Source organism: Oceanobacillus sp. FSL K6-0118 (genome assembly GCF_038006665.1).
Taxonomy (GTDB): domain Bacteria; phylum Bacillota; class Bacilli; order Bacillales; family Amphibacillaceae; genus Oceanobacillus; species Oceanobacillus caeni.
Genome location: NZ_JBBOVR010000001.1, coordinates 2,074,327 through 2,090,230, shown reverse-complemented (window position 1 = coordinate 2,090,230; position 15,904 = coordinate 2,074,327). Strand labels below are relative to the sequence as shown.

Below are 15,904 nucleotides of genomic sequence, written 5' to 3'. Positions count from 1 at the left end.
GGCTCACGATATTTTCCCTCAGCACAATATTCCTACAGTTGCTTCACCAATATGAAATTCATCATGGTGTACCCCTTTATTCAAACCGACTGTTGCGGCTATTGGGTCAGTTAGTCATATTCTATCACTCTAGTGCCCGAACTCTACCCTATTTTTGAGGAGTGGTCTTTACAACAACTTTCGTAGAGTTCTGAACATGATAAAGAAAATTCCATTGAATAAAGCTAGCGTCAATCCATCAACGATAATCGCATCGAACATCCCAGTTGGAACCGTTTGAAACAATCGCAAAAACGCCCCGCCTAACAGGTGCGCAAATAAAAGAAGCCCGACATCTCTTAAAGAACGATACCATCTCACCTTTTCACGCCAATAAGCCCCAACTATTATAAGAAGCATAAAGTTTATTATATTTATTAAAAAAGATGGAGATTCATCACCGAACATGCCATCATCCAACTGCCATGATGGCATCCAATTCACCGCAATAAGAAAATTCCCGATGATCAGTGCAAGCAAAATAGGATTGAAGAACTTCTTATCATGCATTTTTTCCTTGTTTCGTTTATTCTCTTTCATTTCCGAACTAAGCCATGGCTTTAAGTCTCTATAGCGAATCGTGCCAATCCTAGATGAACTTCTGTCACTATCATATGGCATCTTCGGCAAATCATCGTAACCATTCTTGTAATCTTCTAGCTGTACCCTATTAACATTTACCGCTGAGCTATAGACTGGGATATTGTTTTGAGTGAACTACCCCCTCTTACCACCCTCACGGGTTGCTTGAAGTGGGGGCTTCTTGGGTAATCGCCACTTTTGGTAGCTGACGAATTTGACCAAGCTAACCCTCTTGTTCCAAGAGTTTATTTTTTTATCAGGCACTTTCTAACAATCGAATGCCTTCTTTTTTGATATTGAGTGCTGAATTGTAATCCCTATCAAGGTTTAGTCCACATGCACATTGATAAGTGCGTTCTGATAATTTGATTTCTTTTACTGCCCCACATTTCGAGCAGGTTTTTGTAGAGGGGAACCATTTATCTATTTTGACAAGTCGTTTCCCTTGTTCTTTTAATTTGTAGTGTAAGAAAGAAGTAAACATCCCCCACCCATTATCAGCGACACTTTTACCAAACTTTAGTGCTTGTGACATCCCCTTCATGTCTAAATCTTCAATCACAACAGCATCATAGTTAGTTACTAGTTCTTTCGACTTATGATGAAGAAAGTTCTTCCGTTGATTGGCGACCTTCTCCCCGATTTTAGCTACTTGAATACGTTGTTTATTCCAATTAGAAGAGCCTTTCTTTTTACGCGAAAGTTTACGTTGTTCCATTGCTAATTTATCAAGCATTTGTCGATAAAACTTAGGGTAATTGGCTTTCTCACCCTCGCTATCGACAAACAACCCATCCATCACAAAATCTAACCCGACTACTTTTTCAATTTCTTTGCTTTCTATCTCCTTCTCGTACTCTGTAAGAATAGAAATATAGTATTTTCCTGATGAGGTCATAGATAGGGTACAAGATTTGATTTTGTATTCGGATGGTATCTTTCTATGTTGCTTGATTTTGACCATTTTTAGTTTAGGTAATTTGATATGACTATCCAATAACTGAATATTACCGTTTACAACATTTGTTGTGTAGCTTTGCCTGTGTCGTTTACTTTTGAATTTCGGGAATTTGGCATTTCCCTTGAAGAATGCTTTATATGCCTTATCCAAATTTAGTTGTGCGTTCGCTAACGCTAAGGAATCTACCTCCTTTAGCCATTCGTACTCTTTCTTGTATTTGGCAGGAGTAGGGTTCTTCACCTTTTTTAAGGCATCTTTATCATCCTTTAATAAATCATAAGTCTCTTTACGTTCAGCTAACATCTTGTTATTGTATCAGTAAAGTAGACAATTTTAGAAAGTGTCCTATTCATTTGATAATCTTATAGTAGAAAAAGATAGAAATTAGGGGATGAATATGGCAAGACAACTAAAAAGATACAGTTATGAATTAAAGAAAACAGTAGTTGAAAAATATTTCGAGGGGCACGCGATCCGTGATTTGATAAAAGAATATAACATTAGTGCACCTCGAGTAGCGAATCGTTGGGTTAATAAAGTACGTGAAGGAGGTTATGAAGCGTTAAAAGATACAAGAGGTATGAAAAGCATAGGTAAACAGAAACGAAAAGAAGAGGAAACCAAAGATGAAATTATCGAAAGACAAGCATTACAAATTGAATATTTAAAAAAGCTTTTGGAGCTGGAAAGGATGTGAGAAAGCAGAAAGAGGTACAATTTTCCTTTATAGAAGCGAATGAGAAAGATTATCCTGTTACGATGTTAGTTCAACTGACTGATGTATCACGATCTGGTTATTATAAATGGAAAAAACGTGGAGGGGGTAGTGTTCAGGCACAAAGGGATGAAGAATTATACAACTACATCATCAAATTACATCATAAACATCGTGGTACGTTGGGGAGAAAAAGAATGAAAATGGCATTAAAAGATGAATATGGCATTGAGGTTGGAGAGAGGCGTGTATCCAAGATCATGCGGAAATATGGTATTCGTTGTAAAATCCGTCAAAGGCGTTCTGTCAAGCGTAACGAAATAAATAAAAAAGTACCTAATCTATTAAACCGCAACTTTCAAGCGAAGAAACCTGGAATAAAGTTTGCGATTGATATTACCTATTTACCAGTGGAAAAGGGACCAAACAAATATATTTATCTGTGTGCGATTAAAGATTTATTTCATGACGAGATTGTGGCGTATGCAATTAGTCATCGTCAAGATATAGAACTTGTGTACGAAGCATTAAATCGTTTAAAAGAAAAAAAGTTTGTGAAAGGTGCCATTCTACATAGTGATCAAGGCACACAATTCACAAACGCTGGTTATCAAATGCGTGTCAAAGAGATGGGCCTCACCCCATCTATGTCTCGCAAAGGCAATTGCTGGGACAACGCATGCATTGAGAACTTCTTTAGTCATTACAAGTGTGAAATAGAATGCTTCTTTGAAAATGCAAAGAATGTATTTGAAGTTCAAAATGCGGCAAACCAATATATCCATTACTTTAATCATAATCGAATCAACACAAAATTACAAACAAGTCCCGTAAAATACATCAAGCGTTATGCCAGTTAAAAATGCATGCAGGGAGCCACAGCGGAGCTGCTTGCCCTTGCCAGGCATGCCTCTTCTTGGCGATTCGTTGTGTTGGGGATAGGGGCCCCGACCAACGAGAGCTTAGAAGAGATGGTTCGTGGTACGCTGTGTGTGCGAATAGGGAGCTTTAATAGCTTTATTTTTCCCGATTCGCCACTTTATTCACCACCACGAACCCAAATGCCTGGCAAGGGTGGTGGATATGATAAGAGCTCAAATATTTGGTAAGACAATGTATTGAGTAAAAATTTAGAGACACTTCAGTACTGTCTACTTGACAGAACCAGGTGCATCTTGTTGTAGACAAAACGGACACATCCAAACGTTTTGCGTATGATCAAAGCCTGTTCATCTGTTGGATACAATCTAAACTTGTACGCTTTATTTTGTTTAGCCATATCAAATCACCTCACTTTGCCCCTTGATTTTCAATATATTTTTTCACCACTTCAATTGGTGAACCACCAGTCGTCAACAAACAAAAACTTCTTGACCAAAACATTTCTTTCCATAATTTTTTACGAACATGAGGAAAATCCTTCTTGATAAGTCTTGAACTGGCACTTTTATAGGCATTGATGAATTTCGATAATTCACTGTTAGGTTGTGCTTTGAACAAAATATGAATATGGTCCATATCGTGGTTCCATTCAACTAATGTAATATTATACCTTTCACTCAATGTCACAAATTTATCTTTGGCATAATCTGAAATGGTATCATCTATTACTTTTCTACGATACTTCACGACTAACACAAGATGATAATACATCGAGAACACTGAATGGTTATTACTATCTAATTTCATTTTTATATCAATCCTTATGTTTTATAAGACTGATTATACCTTAATGAACAATAAAGGCAAAAGAAAAAGCCTTGAGGCTGTCGCCCAACCGAAATTCATCTCCCCTTACCATTGGGCTACGCCCTTCACACGCTTGAAGAGGGAGACTTCTTTCGGAAGTGCGTTAAATCGCTGGACCCATTCTTCCATTTTTTTAGAATCTTCCAAACCGAATAAGGAATATTGCGGGTGTCCCTGCTCATCCGTCCATTTCATAATCATTTTAGCCCCAATAACCTAGCTGATCCGAGCCCTTAGACTGATAACGGGTTGTCCGAGCGATCAATACTTCTTGCATTTGTTCGAATGGAACGAATTGTTTCCACTCCTCTCTTGTTTTTTTTATTCTGAACGTATGTATAATAACCTTCTTCTTGCAATTCGCATTTCAGGTCAATGTCGGAATACATCTTGTTGGATTTTTTAATAATAGAGCTAGCCCATAAAATAAAACCGCTCACAGCAAAACAAGCAATTACGCCAAACCATTGTTGCCAATAGATTAATAAAATCCCGAAGCCAAATGCTGTAATTCCGATCAAATATAAGAACCATAATATAATCATTTGAACAATTCTTGCCCATCCCGGAATATCGTTTGAGTATTTCAGATCTTCTTTTTCACGCATTTCAATCAAAACTAGTTCCTCCCATTGCCATGGATTCAACTTTAATACGAATAATATGAACAGAGGTTTCATTATTTTATAAAAAATAGTTAGTAAAAAAGACTATAATGGAAATACACGAAAAAAAGTCCCCTACTATACAAAACCATTCATATAGTAGGGGACCTTTTACCTGGTATATATCTAATATAAAACTCATTGAAAGGTTATTTTACTTCAATAATTCGGCACCAGCAATTCCAGGATGTGTCATTTCATCTGGATTTAATATCAAATTTAATTCCTCTTCTGTTAATACATCGTATTTTAAACATAGTTCTCGGATAGAAGTCCCGTTTAGTATTGCCTCGCGTGCAATGTTGGATGCTGCTTCATATCCAATATGAGGGTTAACCGCAGTAATAATTCCGGCACTCTTTTCTACATACTCTTTTAATCTTGCTTCATTGGCTTCTATTCCTTTTAAGCAATTGTCTGTAAAAGTACGGAAAGCGTTATTCATGATACTAATTGATTGCAATAAATTAAATACGAGTACAGGCTCCATGACGTTCAACTCAAACTGTCCTGCTTCAGATGCAAGGTTGATGGTTTGGTCATTACCTATGACCTGGAACGCCACCTGATTAATTACTTCCGCTATAACTGGGTTTACTTTACCAGGCATGATAGAAGAACCAGGCTGTCTTGCAGGTAAACTGATTTCACCTAAACCGGCTCTTGGACCTGAAGCCATTAAACGTAAGTCATTCGCTATCTTTGACATATTAGTCATACAAACTTTCAATGCTGATGAAACCTCTGTAAATACATCTGTATTCTGCGTTGCATCAACAAGATGTTCGGAGCCAACTACCGGAAGACCGCTAATATCGGCGATGTGTGATACAACTAATTTTATATAACGAGGATCTGCGTTTAAACCGGTACCGACAGCCGTTGCGCCCATGTTCAATTCATATAAATACTGGCGCGTTTGTTTAATCCGTTTTATATCGCGTTCCACTACACGACTATAAGCTGCAAACTCCTGACCGAGTCTTATTGGCACCGCATCTTGAAGATGGGTGCGTCCCATTTTAATGACATGGTTAAATTCTTCGGCTTTCAGTTGGAATACAGAATGCATATCCTCCATCGTTTCCAATAACTTCTCTAATAGTCGAAGTACAGCAATATGAATCGCTGATGGTACGGAATCATTCGTCGATTGCGACATATTGACATGTGTATTCGGACTGCAATGGGAATAATCCCCTTTTTCATACCCCATTAATTCAAGTGCACGGTTAGCAAGGACTTCATTTATATTCATGTTGGTGGAGGTCCCTGCCCCACCTTGAATCGGATCAACTATGATTTGATCATGCCACTTACCGTTAATCATTTCATCCGCTGCCCTAGTGATTGCTTCCCCAATTGTAGTATCAAGGCGCTTCACGTCCATGTTTGCAAGCGCTGCAGCTTTTTTCACGATGGCCATTGTCGCAATCAATTCTTCATGAATACGGTATCCTGTAATAGGAAAATTTTCAACCGCACGAAGGGTTTGAACTCCGTAATAAGCTTCAGCTGGAACTTCCCTAGGCCCTAAAAGATCTTTTTCAATTCTCGTTTGACTCAACGTGATGGACATCATTTTCACTCTCCCAAGTATATTTAAAAAAGGAAAAGAGGAGCTGTAATTTTTGCTTCACATTTTCCAATATAGACTATCCATTAACAATATAACATAAGATAAATCTTCAGCAACAAATACTTTTAAGAATTACAATCAAATAGGTTATTTCTTTTAATTCTCCATTATCTGTCCATTCAGACAATCTTATTTGATACATTATTTATCCAAGTTTATATAAGAACGCTTTAGTTTCCCATTGTTGATAAAGCAATAAAAATCATGTAATCTTTATTCATGTGACAAAAAATAAGGTTTTTTATAGATAAAAGGCCTCGTTGTTCCAAGATGAGGCCTTTTTTTCGGGGCAGAGAAGAATAAAAGATGTGTCCCGTTTTTACTTTGGAGGTAGACAATGAAGCAAGGAAATCCATGGGCACTGATCCCATTTGTTGTTTTTTTAATTTTATTTATAGGTTCAGGGATAATTACAGGTGATTTTTATGCCTTTCCCGTCATTGTCGCCATCGCCATTTCAGGTGCTGTGGCTCTAGCAATGAATCGAAAAGAACCGTTTGCACGTAAGGTTGATATTTTCTGCCAAGGCGCAGGAAATTTAAATGTCATGCTGATGGTTGTCATTTTCCTCTTGGCTGGGGCCTTTTCAGAGGCGGCAGAAGGCATGGGCGCAGTGGATTCCACTGTTAACTTTGCTTTATCTTTCATTCCTCAGAATCTGCTTGTTGCAGGCTTATTCATTATTGCTTGCTTTATCTCCTTATCCATGGGTACTTCGGTGGGAACGATTGTTGCACTTGCACCAGTTGGGGTTGGAATAAGCGAGCAAACCGATCTTGCTATGGCTTTAGTAATGGCGGCCATTATTGGCGGTTCCATGTTCGGCGATAATTTATCCTTTATTTCCGATACAACCATTACTGCCGCCCGTACACAAGGTGCAGAAATGAAGGATAAATTTAAGGTGAATTTTTGGATTGTATTACCAGCAGCTATTGTAACATGCCTAATTTTAGGGGTAATTACCATGGGTGAAACGACATCAGTAGAGCATGTAAGCTACAATTGGGTAAAAATCCTCCCCTATGTTTTAGTTATTATTTTTGCGTTAGCTGGTATGAATGTTTTCCTTGTTTTGGCATCAGGGATTGCTCTTACAGGGGCTGTTGGCTTAGCGGATGGCAGTTATCATGTCATGAGCTTTTTGCAGAAGATTGGTGAAGGAATGGCAGGTATGTACGAAATTGCCTTTCTTGCCATATTAATAGCTGGAATGGTAGAGGTAATTAAATTTAACGGCGGAATTGACTATCTTCTTCACCTTGTGACACGGAAGATTAAATCGAAAAAGAGTGCTGAATTAAGTATTGCCGGTCTCGTGGGCCTAACTGATTTGTCGACTGCTAATAATACGATTGCTATTTTAATTGCTGGCCCACTCGCAAAAAATATTGCAGAGCAGTATGAAATTGAGCCACGAAAATCCGCAAGTCTTTTAGATATTTTTGCCTGTGCAATCCAGGGCCTTCTGCCATACGGTGCTCAATTTTTGGCAGCCGCAAGCGTAGCCAGAATATCACCAGTGAGCATTATGCAATACTCTTTTTATCCAATTCTTATAGGAGTTTGCGGAATCATCGCTATACTTATTGGATATCCGGCAAAAAAGAGAGCCTAGGAAAATAAAAACAGAATCCCGGAATTTTCTATCATACGATGGTGGTGCTTAAGCCCTTTGTCTGCATTCATATGCGGCAGAGGGCTTTTTCATGAAACTTTATCATCTATTCACCTTTCTGCTTGGATGGAAAGATGGTATACGACCATGAATATATAAAATCAACAATAAAAACTAATCCCCAAACCATCGAAATCCCATATAAGGTTTCATTGGAATATGGTGTTTCTTCAACATATTCTGTACCTATCCATGATAAGTCTGTTAAATATGGTATTGCTTGTTCCATACTATCTAGGCTATAAGACAAAAATATCAGTTGCGCAATTACAAAAAGCAGGAAATGGATCATAGAACTGTATCGATATTTCTTAGCAATATACTTTGGATCTTTTTGTTTCTTCATCACGTACTTATCTTTTTCCGTCAGTAGCTCTGTACCTCGCCAATTTCCTATTTTTAAACGCATCCAACGATCTAGCTTCTTGAAATCACTAATCCCAAACGTGCAGGCATATATAACAAATATCGTAATGACGATTTGGAATGTAGAAAATTCTCCAGTTTCCCTATAAATAAAAATTGCCAAAGCAGCTTCTAGAAATAGCAATAACACAAACAAAAATAAAAAGGATAAGCTTCGTTTCTGTTTATTAAATACATAGCGAACAACCCCAAATAACAAAAGGGAAACTAATGATAGCACTTCTATTCCGATAAAAACTTCCCACTGGTATTCTAATATAACGTCCATTTTACCCCCACCCTTTATCTACGCAGTAAATATATATCCGGAGTATATATTCATTGTGTACATATGTCAATGATAGGTTAGAAAATTCTGATAAGTACTTTTACCAAATACATACCGAAATTCCTGATTAGGAGTAACTAAGTATCTTCCTCAAAATGATTATCCACACACAATTAGATCGAATCCAAAAATGTTTGAACAAATGGTATGGCAGCACCTTTGGGAACTCCCATTGCTGGTGAACGGCTAATATGAATAAATGGCTCATTCGTTGGAAATGCCGTTTTTTCGTTAACTTTTTCATGAAGAATTTCCATATCTTCTTCGTTTAAGTATGGAGAAAGATGGCCACCTAAAATAAATTCTCGATTAATAACAAGATGTATATTATTGATTGACAACGCTAAATGATCTAAAAAGACATTCCATCTTTCCGCATAAGAAGGGACATTAGAACGTACCTGTTGAAAGAAGTAATCTAATGATTCATCATCCTCTAGAAGCGCGCTTATAGAGCTGTAGGTTTCCATGCAACCCCTTTTTCCACAATAACAAGGAGGGCCTTCGGGATTAATTATCATATGTTCAACTGTACCACTGTGGCCGTCTTTCCCCATATAAAGTTGATCATTTATAATAATCGCACCCCCAAGATGTATACCAATAGACAAATAAACAGCATCGCCAATATCATTTCTTACCCACAACTCTGTTGTTGCGGCGCATTTGGCATCATGAACAAGCTCGCAAGGATAATCGAGATATTGGGAAAATGCATCAATTTCTAACCCTGTAGGCAGTAATATTTTTCCGTAAGTTATTTTTTGTCCATCATTTGATGTTAAAGCTTCTACGGCAAAACCAATACCGAGAACCTGTTCTTGATCCACATCAAGTGTTGTGATGAAAGCTTGTACAGCCTCGCTCACCTCCTTGTAATAACGGTCGACATTAGAATAATGAATGGATAGTTCCGTTTGCTGAAATACGCTTCCACGCAAATCGATTGCTAAAATTTTCACATGTTTTTTCTGGATTTCCACCCCGATGCTAATTTTAGCCCGAGTACATATCCCGTAAGCAGTTGCGCGTCTACCAATAGAAGATTGAAAGTATCCACTCTTCTCTATCAGTTTCTCTTTTTCCAACCGTACTAGATTCTGAGTGATAGTTGGTAAACTCAAATGAAGTTGATTCGCGATTTCTTGTTTAGAAATTTTCCCTTTTTGATAAATAAGATGGTAAATGGATGAGTAATTACTTCTCTTAATATCTTTAAAAGTGATGTTATTATCCATGAACATACCTCATTACATAAAATAATTTTATAAAATACGTTAATTTAATTCCGTTTAAAATATATCATATTAGACTATGCAAAAACAATTTCTTCAGAATTCATGGGATTTAACTTATTGACTATCCTAGAAAAAAACCTTATTATATAAATGAATTTTATAAAACCATTTTACAAAAATAATTAACAAAAGGGAAAGGAACATAAAGATGGGGATTATTGAGAAAATGCGGCTAGATGGAAAGAAAATTTTTGTAACAGGTGGCGCTAGAGGCATTGGTAAAAGTGTTGCAACTGCATTTGCCGAAGCAGGAGCAGATATAGCCATCATCGACCTAGATATAGATGAAGCAAAAAAGACTGCTATAGAACTAGAAAAAAATCACGGAATTAAGTCGATCGCTATCAGAGCAGATGTAACAAATCCAGATGATGTAAATGCGATGATTGACATAATATTAGATAAATTTGGTCGTTTAGATGTTGCTTTCTGTAATGCGGGAATTTGTATGAATGTTCCAGCGGAAGAAATGACGTTTGAACAATGGAAGAAAGTAATAGATATTAATCTTTCAGGTGTATTTTTAACTGCACAAGCAGCTGGAAAAGTCATGCTAAAACAAGGTGGGGGTTCCATTATTAATACAGCCTCTATGTCAGGACATATTGTAAACGTTCCACAACCACAATGTTCCTACAACGCTTCTAAAGCAGGAGTAATACAATTAACTAAGTCTCTTGCGGTGGAATGGGCAGATAGAAATGTACGTGTAAATTCAATTAGTCCAGGATATATCGGAACAGAACTTACATTAAATTCTCCGGATTTACAACCTTTGATTAAACAATGGAATCAAATGGCACCGCTTGGCCGAATGGGCAAACCGGAAGAACTCCAATCTATATGCGTTTATCTTGCAGGAGATACGAGTAGCTTTACTACTGGCTCAGACTTTATAGTAGATGGAGCGTTTACTTGTATTTAATAGAATAGGAGGATTATGATGAACTACTTACTCGGAACAGATATTGGAACATCTGGTACTAAAACAATCTTAATGGATACAGCGGGAAATCTAATTGCTCAAGATTTACAAGAATATGATGTATTAACCCCAAAACATCTATGGGCTGAGCAGTGGCCAGATGTCTGGCTAGATGCAACTAAAAAATCTATTAAAAACACGGTTAAAAAATCAGGAATACCGGCAGAGAAAATTCGCGGCATTGCTATTAGTGGTCTATATGGTGGTTCTGGGATTCCATTGGACAAAGAAATGAAACCGGTTAGACCGTGTATGATTTGGATGGACCGGAGAGCTGATGAAGAAACACAATGGGTCTTAGATAATATCGGTGAAGAAAAACTACGAGAAATCACACATAATGGGGCCGATCCTTATTATGGCTACACGAAAATGTTATGGATGAAAAAGAATGAACCGGAAAACTGGGAGAAAACAAAACTCTTTCTACCACCAAATGACTATGTAATTTATAAACTTACTGGTGAAATTGTTATTGATTATTCTTCTGCAGGAAATATTGGCGGCATTTTTGATATGAATAACAGATCCTGGTCTAAAGAAATGATGGACGCAATGGGAATCCCTCTTTCGATGATGCCAGAAAGAATTGTGGAATCAACCGATATTGTTGGTGGAATTACAAAAGAAATTGCGGAAGAATTAGGGGTTTCTGAAGGAATGCCAGTGATAGCGAGTGGTATTGACTCTGGTGCCGCTAATATCGGACTTGGTGTATTTGAATCCGGTATTTATGCTGCAGCTATTGGAACCTCTATGTGCGCAGCATTAATTTCTGATAAACCAGTGAAAGGAAAAGATTTGATTGCTTGGCCATACTTATATGATGCCAAAAGATTGTCTTATTACTTCGCTGGTGCAAACACAGCCGGAGCAATTGTAAAATGGTTCCGTCAAATCATGTGTCAATATGAAATGGAGTTGGAGAAGGCTGGCGGGAAAAAAGCGTATGACATTCTGAATGAACAGGCAGCAGACATTCCAGCTGGCAGTGAGGGGCTAATCGTACTCCCCTACTTTATGGGGGAAAGAAGTCCTATTTGGAATTCAGATGCAAAAGGAACCATCGTAGGCCTATCATTGGCGCATACAAAGGCACATATTTACCGTGCATTTTTGGAAGCAGTTGCATTTTCTTTAAGAGATGCAATGGAAGCTACCGGAGAAGATCTTGGCGAATATATATTACTCGCCGGTGGTGTGACAAAGTCCAAACTATGGAGACAAATCTTTGCAGATGTGACTGGCTACCCAGTTGTCTGTCCCGTAAATGATGTAGAAGCAAACATGGGTGATGTCATGCTTGCTGGCATTGGAACGGGTCTACTATCTTATGAAGATGTGAAGCAATGGCAAGTTTTGGATGAAAAAATTATACCAAATAAACAGAATCACCAAACATACAATGAGTATTATAAAGTTTACAAATCTGTTTATAACAATTTAAAACAGGATATGAAACAATTGACGGTACTTTCTTAAGAATATAAAGTTGTACAAAAAAATACCAAATTCTCCTCTATAATTGTACTTGATTTTAAATAGCATTTTCAGAAAAAAACGCCCTTTCTGTCGAGAGACAAAAAGGGCATAAAATAATCAATATATTTTTTTCAACACCGATTTAACCCCCCAATTACACGCCAAAAGGATTGCTCTCTACCTTACTTTCTTCATTAAACAACATAGTTTCTCGTTTGGTTAGATTATATTCTGGCCAGTCCGGAATTCCCTCGTGATTCGGGTTGCCTGAATGAGCGAACGCAATCCACGCTTGATGCATTTGTTTTGCAATCCCCTTCTGTTCTGGAGAATTACCTGTTAACTGGTTGGTCTGAGGTTCGTTAAGGTTGTTCCATACAAATGGAATTTCTAGTGCGTGACATGCCTTTAATGCACCACCTGCGACAGGACTTTCCCAGTCGAAACGATACATATAAGTAGGTGCACCCTGCCTTACCTGATATTCCGCAAGTTTTAGGGCTGGATTCGTGAAAATTTGCGCTGTCATTAACTTATCGTACAAATCCTGATCCAAAGTATCATTTTCCGAAAGCTGGCTTTGAATAGCTGGCATGGCAGTTCCGAATGTGCTTTCAAAAATTTGCTCTACTTCTCTTTGCTCGGCATTTTTCCATCTAGGATCAAAGTAGGTAAATAGACGATACTCATCTTTATTTACCCCAATAATTATAGGGATGTCCTTCGCAAATCCATCTTTCAAAGCTTCTTCCGGGTTATTTGGTAATGATACTCCGTCAACAACTGGCACAAGCTTCATCATTGGAAGCGTGCTTGATACTTCTATAAGCTTTTCAACTGGGATATCCCTCAATTTGAAAACTTCATTATCTTCAATGCCAAGGGAGGTTAAAATTCTCTCCGCTACCTTTGTGGCCTGAGATGATGGAATAGTATTACTCGCAGCACCACTTTGTAAAATAGCTTGATTAAAAAGCCCTTTTGCTGATGGCATGGCCAATAATACGCCAACACTCATCGCTCCAGCTGACTCTCCAAAAATAGTAACTCGGTTAGGGTCTCCTCCAAAACTTGCAATATTGTCTTGAACCCACTGCAATGCAGCAACCTGGTCTAGGATCCCACAATTTCCTGAGGTTGCATACTCCTCACCAGCCAATTCACCCAAATGTAGAAAGCCTAAAATCCCTAATCGATAATTGATTGTAACAACAACGACATCCCCCAAACTTGCAAAAGAAGTTCCATTGTACAACCCACTAGAACCGGAACCATTCATATAAGCTCCCCCATGAATCCAAACCATAACAGGACGGAGCTTATCTTTATTTATACTAGGAGACCAAATATTAAGATTCAGACAATCTTCACTAGAATTAACAGAGTCATTCCCTAAGGTTTCCATTATTTCACTTTCTGGCTGAGGTGCAACCGGGCCAAACTGGGTAGCATCTCGAACTCCATCCCACGAATCTGGCACTACAGGTGGTTGAAAACGTAATGACCCTATAGGTGGTTGTGCATAAGGTATTCCCTTCCACACATAAATATTTCCATCCTTTTCCCCTTTAACTTGACCATACGTCGTATTTACAATCAATGATGACATTTCCCTTCCCCCTAACTTTTGTCTATTTTATCTATTCTATTGTACCACTTGCTTGAATATTCTATCCCTAAAATGAATGCTCCCACTACTTAATTTATTTAAAAACTCACTACTAATATGATACTTCTTGGATGATAAAATCCCCCTTCGCCAACTATAATACTATTTACCCAAAAAAACTTATCCTTAAGTAATCCGTCCTATTTACCATATGATAATAATAAATTAACATGAGGTATGGAACGTAATCTAGTAAATGAATACTAAGGAGGAACCGATGAAAAAAGTTTAATAGTATCATATATCTAGCTATCCTATTTCTATTATTCCTTTCGGCTTGTTCTACTGACAAAGTACCGAAGTCAGATGCAAATCAGAAAACAGAATATACGGACGCGGCAAAGGATGAAAGCGAAAATCAAGTGGAAACAGTAGATGAAAATAATTCTAGGGACTCTAAAGAAACGGCTGAAGAGGAAAACTTAGAAATTAAAAATGCCCCAGCAATTCCTACTTCTTTTGAAGAGTCCATAGAATATCCAATAATAGGTCAATTTGCTGGGGTTGAATTTACAGATCAGGATGAGATTATCGAAGTTTTAGATTCATTTCCAAAATTAACTTCGGATAGTTCGAAGGAAGAATTGGAACAGTGGAAACGGTATCTTTGGACATTATTTAAAGAAGATCTAAAGCCAGTGAATGTTCCTATTGATCAATGGGATTCTATGAAATTTGACAATCCAACTGCAGGAAATAAAGAATTCCAGCTTAAAGAAAATTATAATATCGCTCTTTTATTAGATTCTAGTGGAAGTATGGGAAACTATGAAAATGATCGGACTAGAATGGATTTGGCAAAGGAAGCAATTCAACAATTCGTCCAAGACCTCCCCGAGAAAGCGAATATTTCTCTTTATGTATATGGACATGAAGGAACTGGTAGTGACGCCGATAAGAAGAAATCATGTTCCACTGTGGAAGAAGTCTATCCTCTTTCCACTTACAATAATGGTGAATTTACAGAAGCTTTGAATCAATTTGAACCAGCTGGGTGGACTCCAATGGCAAAGGCAATCGAATTGGTTACTGAAAGGTTCCAAAAATATGATGGCAAAGAGAATACAAATGTTATTTATGTAGTAAGTGATGGGGTAGAAACATGTGAAGGTGATCCTATTGCAGCAATTAAATCTCTTGCGGATTCAAATATAGAACCTGTGGTCAATATTATCGGTTACCAAGTAGATAATGAAGGTCTTACTCAATTAAAGGAAATGGCAGATGCTTCACAAGGACGTTATATTAATGCAACAAGCCAAGCAGATCTAGTATCAGAATTTGAACAAACGGTCGACATGTCAGAGATTTGGTCCGAATGGCATAAAGACTCAAATGAAACCATTGAAAAATTATATAATACAATTAATGAACAATTAAATAATTGGTATAATGAGCAAGGCATACTAATAAATCGTGAACATACAAATTTAGCTAAAGCTGTAGAATATTTACAAAGTAAGGGGATCATTGGTCCTAATGTTTTTTTAGATTATAATGCAGAAGTTGCTAATTACTTTCTTGATGTTAATGTAGACTATTCCAATTTATTCCTAGATCTAAATAGTGCAAATGCAAATGAATTTCTAGATGCGAACGGAGATATATCAAAGCGTTTCTTAGATTCTCTGGGGGAATAAATTTTTTAAAAAAACAAAGAGCAGGTCCTTCTAACTTTATCAAGGTTT

Annotated in this window: 13 protein-coding genes and 2 pseudogenes; 6 read left to right on the top strand and 9 right to left on the bottom strand. The window is 37.5% G+C overall.

The window, feature by feature from the left end; translation table 11 throughout:
- Window positions 1–168: 168 nt before the first annotated feature.
- Both MHI02_RS10720 and MHI02_RS10715 read right to left on the bottom strand, forming a co-directional pair.
- A complete protein-coding gene (locus MHI02_RS10720; RefSeq protein ID WP_341165891.1) occupies window positions 169–660 on the bottom strand; it encodes a hypothetical protein in 492 nt (163 codons plus the stop codon).
- 217 nt (window positions 661–877) lie between these two features.
- Window positions 878–1,891, bottom strand: a pseudogene (locus MHI02_RS10715) (RNA-guided endonuclease TnpB family protein); the annotation flags it as partial.
- Window positions 1,892–1,979: 88 nt separating this feature from the next.
- Between MHI02_RS10715 and MHI02_RS10710 the strand changes: the two are divergent.
- Window positions 1,980–2,279, top strand: a complete 300-nt coding sequence (locus MHI02_RS10710) for a helix-turn-helix domain-containing protein (protein ID WP_052771711.1) — start codon at window positions 1,980–1,982, stop codon at window positions 2,277–2,279.
- On the top strand, window positions 2,276–3,157 hold the full coding sequence (locus tag MHI02_RS10705; RefSeq protein ID WP_052771788.1) for an IS3 family transposase: 882 nt from the start codon (window positions 2,276–2,278) through the stop codon (window positions 3,155–3,157). Before MHI02_RS10710 ends, MHI02_RS10705 begins: the two co-directional genes overlap by 4 nt.
- A gap of 311 nt (window positions 3,158–3,468) precedes the next feature.
- On the opposite strand, the pseudogene MHI02_RS10700 reads toward MHI02_RS10705, so the two are convergent.
- The 4 genes and pseudogenes from MHI02_RS10700 to aspA all read right to left on the bottom strand — a co-directional run.
- Window positions 3,469–3,576, bottom strand: a pseudogene (locus MHI02_RS10700) (helix-turn-helix domain-containing protein); the annotation flags it as partial.
- Window positions 3,577–3,587: 11 nt separating this feature from the next.
- Window positions 3,588–3,986, bottom strand: a complete 399-nt coding sequence (gene tnpA / locus MHI02_RS10695) for an IS200/IS605 family transposase (RefSeq protein ID WP_114335144.1) — start codon at window positions 3,984–3,986, stop codon at window positions 3,588–3,590.
- A 293-nt stretch (window positions 3,987–4,279) separates the two neighbouring features.
- Window positions 4,280–4,663: a hypothetical protein gene (locus tag MHI02_RS10690; RefSeq protein WP_060669292.1), complete on the bottom strand. Its 384-nt coding sequence runs from the start codon at window positions 4,661–4,663 to the stop codon at window positions 4,280–4,282.
- A 202-nt stretch (window positions 4,664–4,865) separates the two neighbouring features.
- The gene (aspA, locus tag MHI02_RS10685; protein ID WP_341165890.1) at window positions 4,866–6,290 is read right to left on the bottom strand and encodes an aspartate ammonia-lyase; all 1,425 of its coding nucleotides are present in this window, start codon (window positions 6,288–6,290) and stop codon (window positions 4,866–4,868) included.
- Between the two features lie 397 nt (window positions 6,291–6,687).
- On the opposite strand from aspA, the gene MHI02_RS10680 reads away from it, so the two are divergent.
- Window positions 6,688–7,968, top strand: a complete 1,281-nt coding sequence (locus MHI02_RS10680) for a Na+/H+ antiporter NhaC family protein (RefSeq protein WP_060669291.1) — start codon at window positions 6,688–6,690, stop codon at window positions 7,966–7,968.
- 106 nt (window positions 7,969–8,074) lie between these two features.
- On the opposite strand, the gene MHI02_RS10675 is transcribed toward MHI02_RS10680, so the two are convergent.
- Both MHI02_RS10675 and MHI02_RS10670 read right to left on the bottom strand, forming a co-directional pair.
- Window positions 8,075–8,722, bottom strand: a complete 648-nt coding sequence (locus tag MHI02_RS10675; RefSeq protein WP_216884312.1) for a hypothetical protein — start codon at window positions 8,720–8,722, stop codon at window positions 8,075–8,077.
- Window positions 8,723–8,895: 173 nt separating this feature from the next.
- Window positions 8,896–10,020 (bottom strand): ROK family transcriptional regulator, encoded by a 1,125-nt coding sequence (locus tag MHI02_RS10670; RefSeq protein ID WP_060669289.1) that lies wholly within the window; start codon window positions 10,018–10,020, stop codon window positions 8,896–8,898.
- 208 nt (window positions 10,021–10,228) lie between these two features.
- Between MHI02_RS10670 and MHI02_RS10665 the strand changes: the two genes are divergently transcribed.
- Complete coding sequence (locus MHI02_RS10665; protein WP_047186496.1) at window positions 10,229–11,005, top strand: SDR family oxidoreductase; 777 nt, start codon at window positions 10,229–10,231, stop codon at window positions 11,003–11,005.
- 18 nt (window positions 11,006–11,023) lie between these two features.
- Window positions 11,024–12,547, top strand: a complete 1,524-nt coding sequence (locus MHI02_RS10660) for an FGGY-family carbohydrate kinase (RefSeq protein ID WP_047186497.1) — start codon at window positions 11,024–11,026, stop codon at window positions 12,545–12,547.
- 154 nt (window positions 12,548–12,701) lie between these two features.
- On the opposite strand, the gene MHI02_RS10655 is transcribed toward MHI02_RS10660, so the two are convergent.
- Window positions 12,702–14,156: a carboxylesterase/lipase family protein gene (locus tag MHI02_RS10655; RefSeq protein WP_341165889.1), complete on the bottom strand. Its 1,455-nt coding sequence runs from the start codon at window positions 14,154–14,156 to the stop codon at window positions 12,702–12,704.
- Between the two features lie 422 nt (window positions 14,157–14,578).
- On the opposite strand from MHI02_RS10655, the gene MHI02_RS10650 reads away from it, so the two are divergent.
- Window positions 14,579–15,856, top strand: coding sequence for a vWA domain-containing protein (locus MHI02_RS10650; RefSeq protein ID WP_257457436.1), 1,278 nt, complete (start codon window positions 14,579–14,581; stop codon window positions 15,854–15,856).
- The last annotated feature ends 48 nt before the right edge of the window (window positions 15,857–15,904 follow it).

What these genes read in the sequence shown, in the direction of transcription:
- MHI02_RS10720 (WP_341165891.1), bottom strand. Translation starts at nt 660, where the DNA reads ATGCCATATGATAGTGACAGAAGTTCATCTAGGATTGGCACGATTCGC.
- MHI02_RS10710 (WP_052771711.1), top strand. Translation starts at nt 1,980, where the DNA reads ATGGCAAGACAACTAAAAAGATACAGTTATGAATTAAAGAAAACAGTA.
- tnpA (WP_114335144.1), bottom strand. Translation starts at nt 3,986, where the DNA reads ATGAAATTAGATAGTAATAACCATTCAGTGTTCTCGATGTATTATCAT.
- aspA (WP_341165890.1), bottom strand. Translation starts at nt 6,290, where the DNA reads ATGTCCATCACGTTGAGTCAAACGAGAATTGAAAAAGATCTTTTAGGG.
- MHI02_RS10680 (WP_060669291.1), top strand. Translation starts at nt 6,688, where the DNA reads ATGAAGCAAGGAAATCCATGGGCACTGATCCCATTTGTTGTTTTTTTA.
- MHI02_RS10675 (WP_216884312.1), bottom strand. Translation starts at nt 8,722, where the DNA reads ATGGACGTTATATTAGAATACCAGTGGGAAGTTTTTATCGGAATAGAA.
- MHI02_RS10670 (WP_060669289.1), bottom strand. Translation starts at nt 10,020, where the DNA reads ATGGATAATAACATCACTTTTAAAGATATTAAGAGAAGTAATTACTCA.
- MHI02_RS10665 (WP_047186496.1), top strand. Translation starts at nt 10,229, where the DNA reads ATGGGGATTATTGAGAAAATGCGGCTAGATGGAAAGAAAATTTTTGTA.
- MHI02_RS10660 (WP_047186497.1), top strand. Translation starts at nt 11,024, where the DNA reads ATGAACTACTTACTCGGAACAGATATTGGAACATCTGGTACTAAAACA.
- MHI02_RS10655 (WP_341165889.1), bottom strand. Translation starts at nt 14,156, where the DNA reads ATGTCATCATTGATTGTAAATACGACGTATGGTCAAGTTAAAGGGGAA.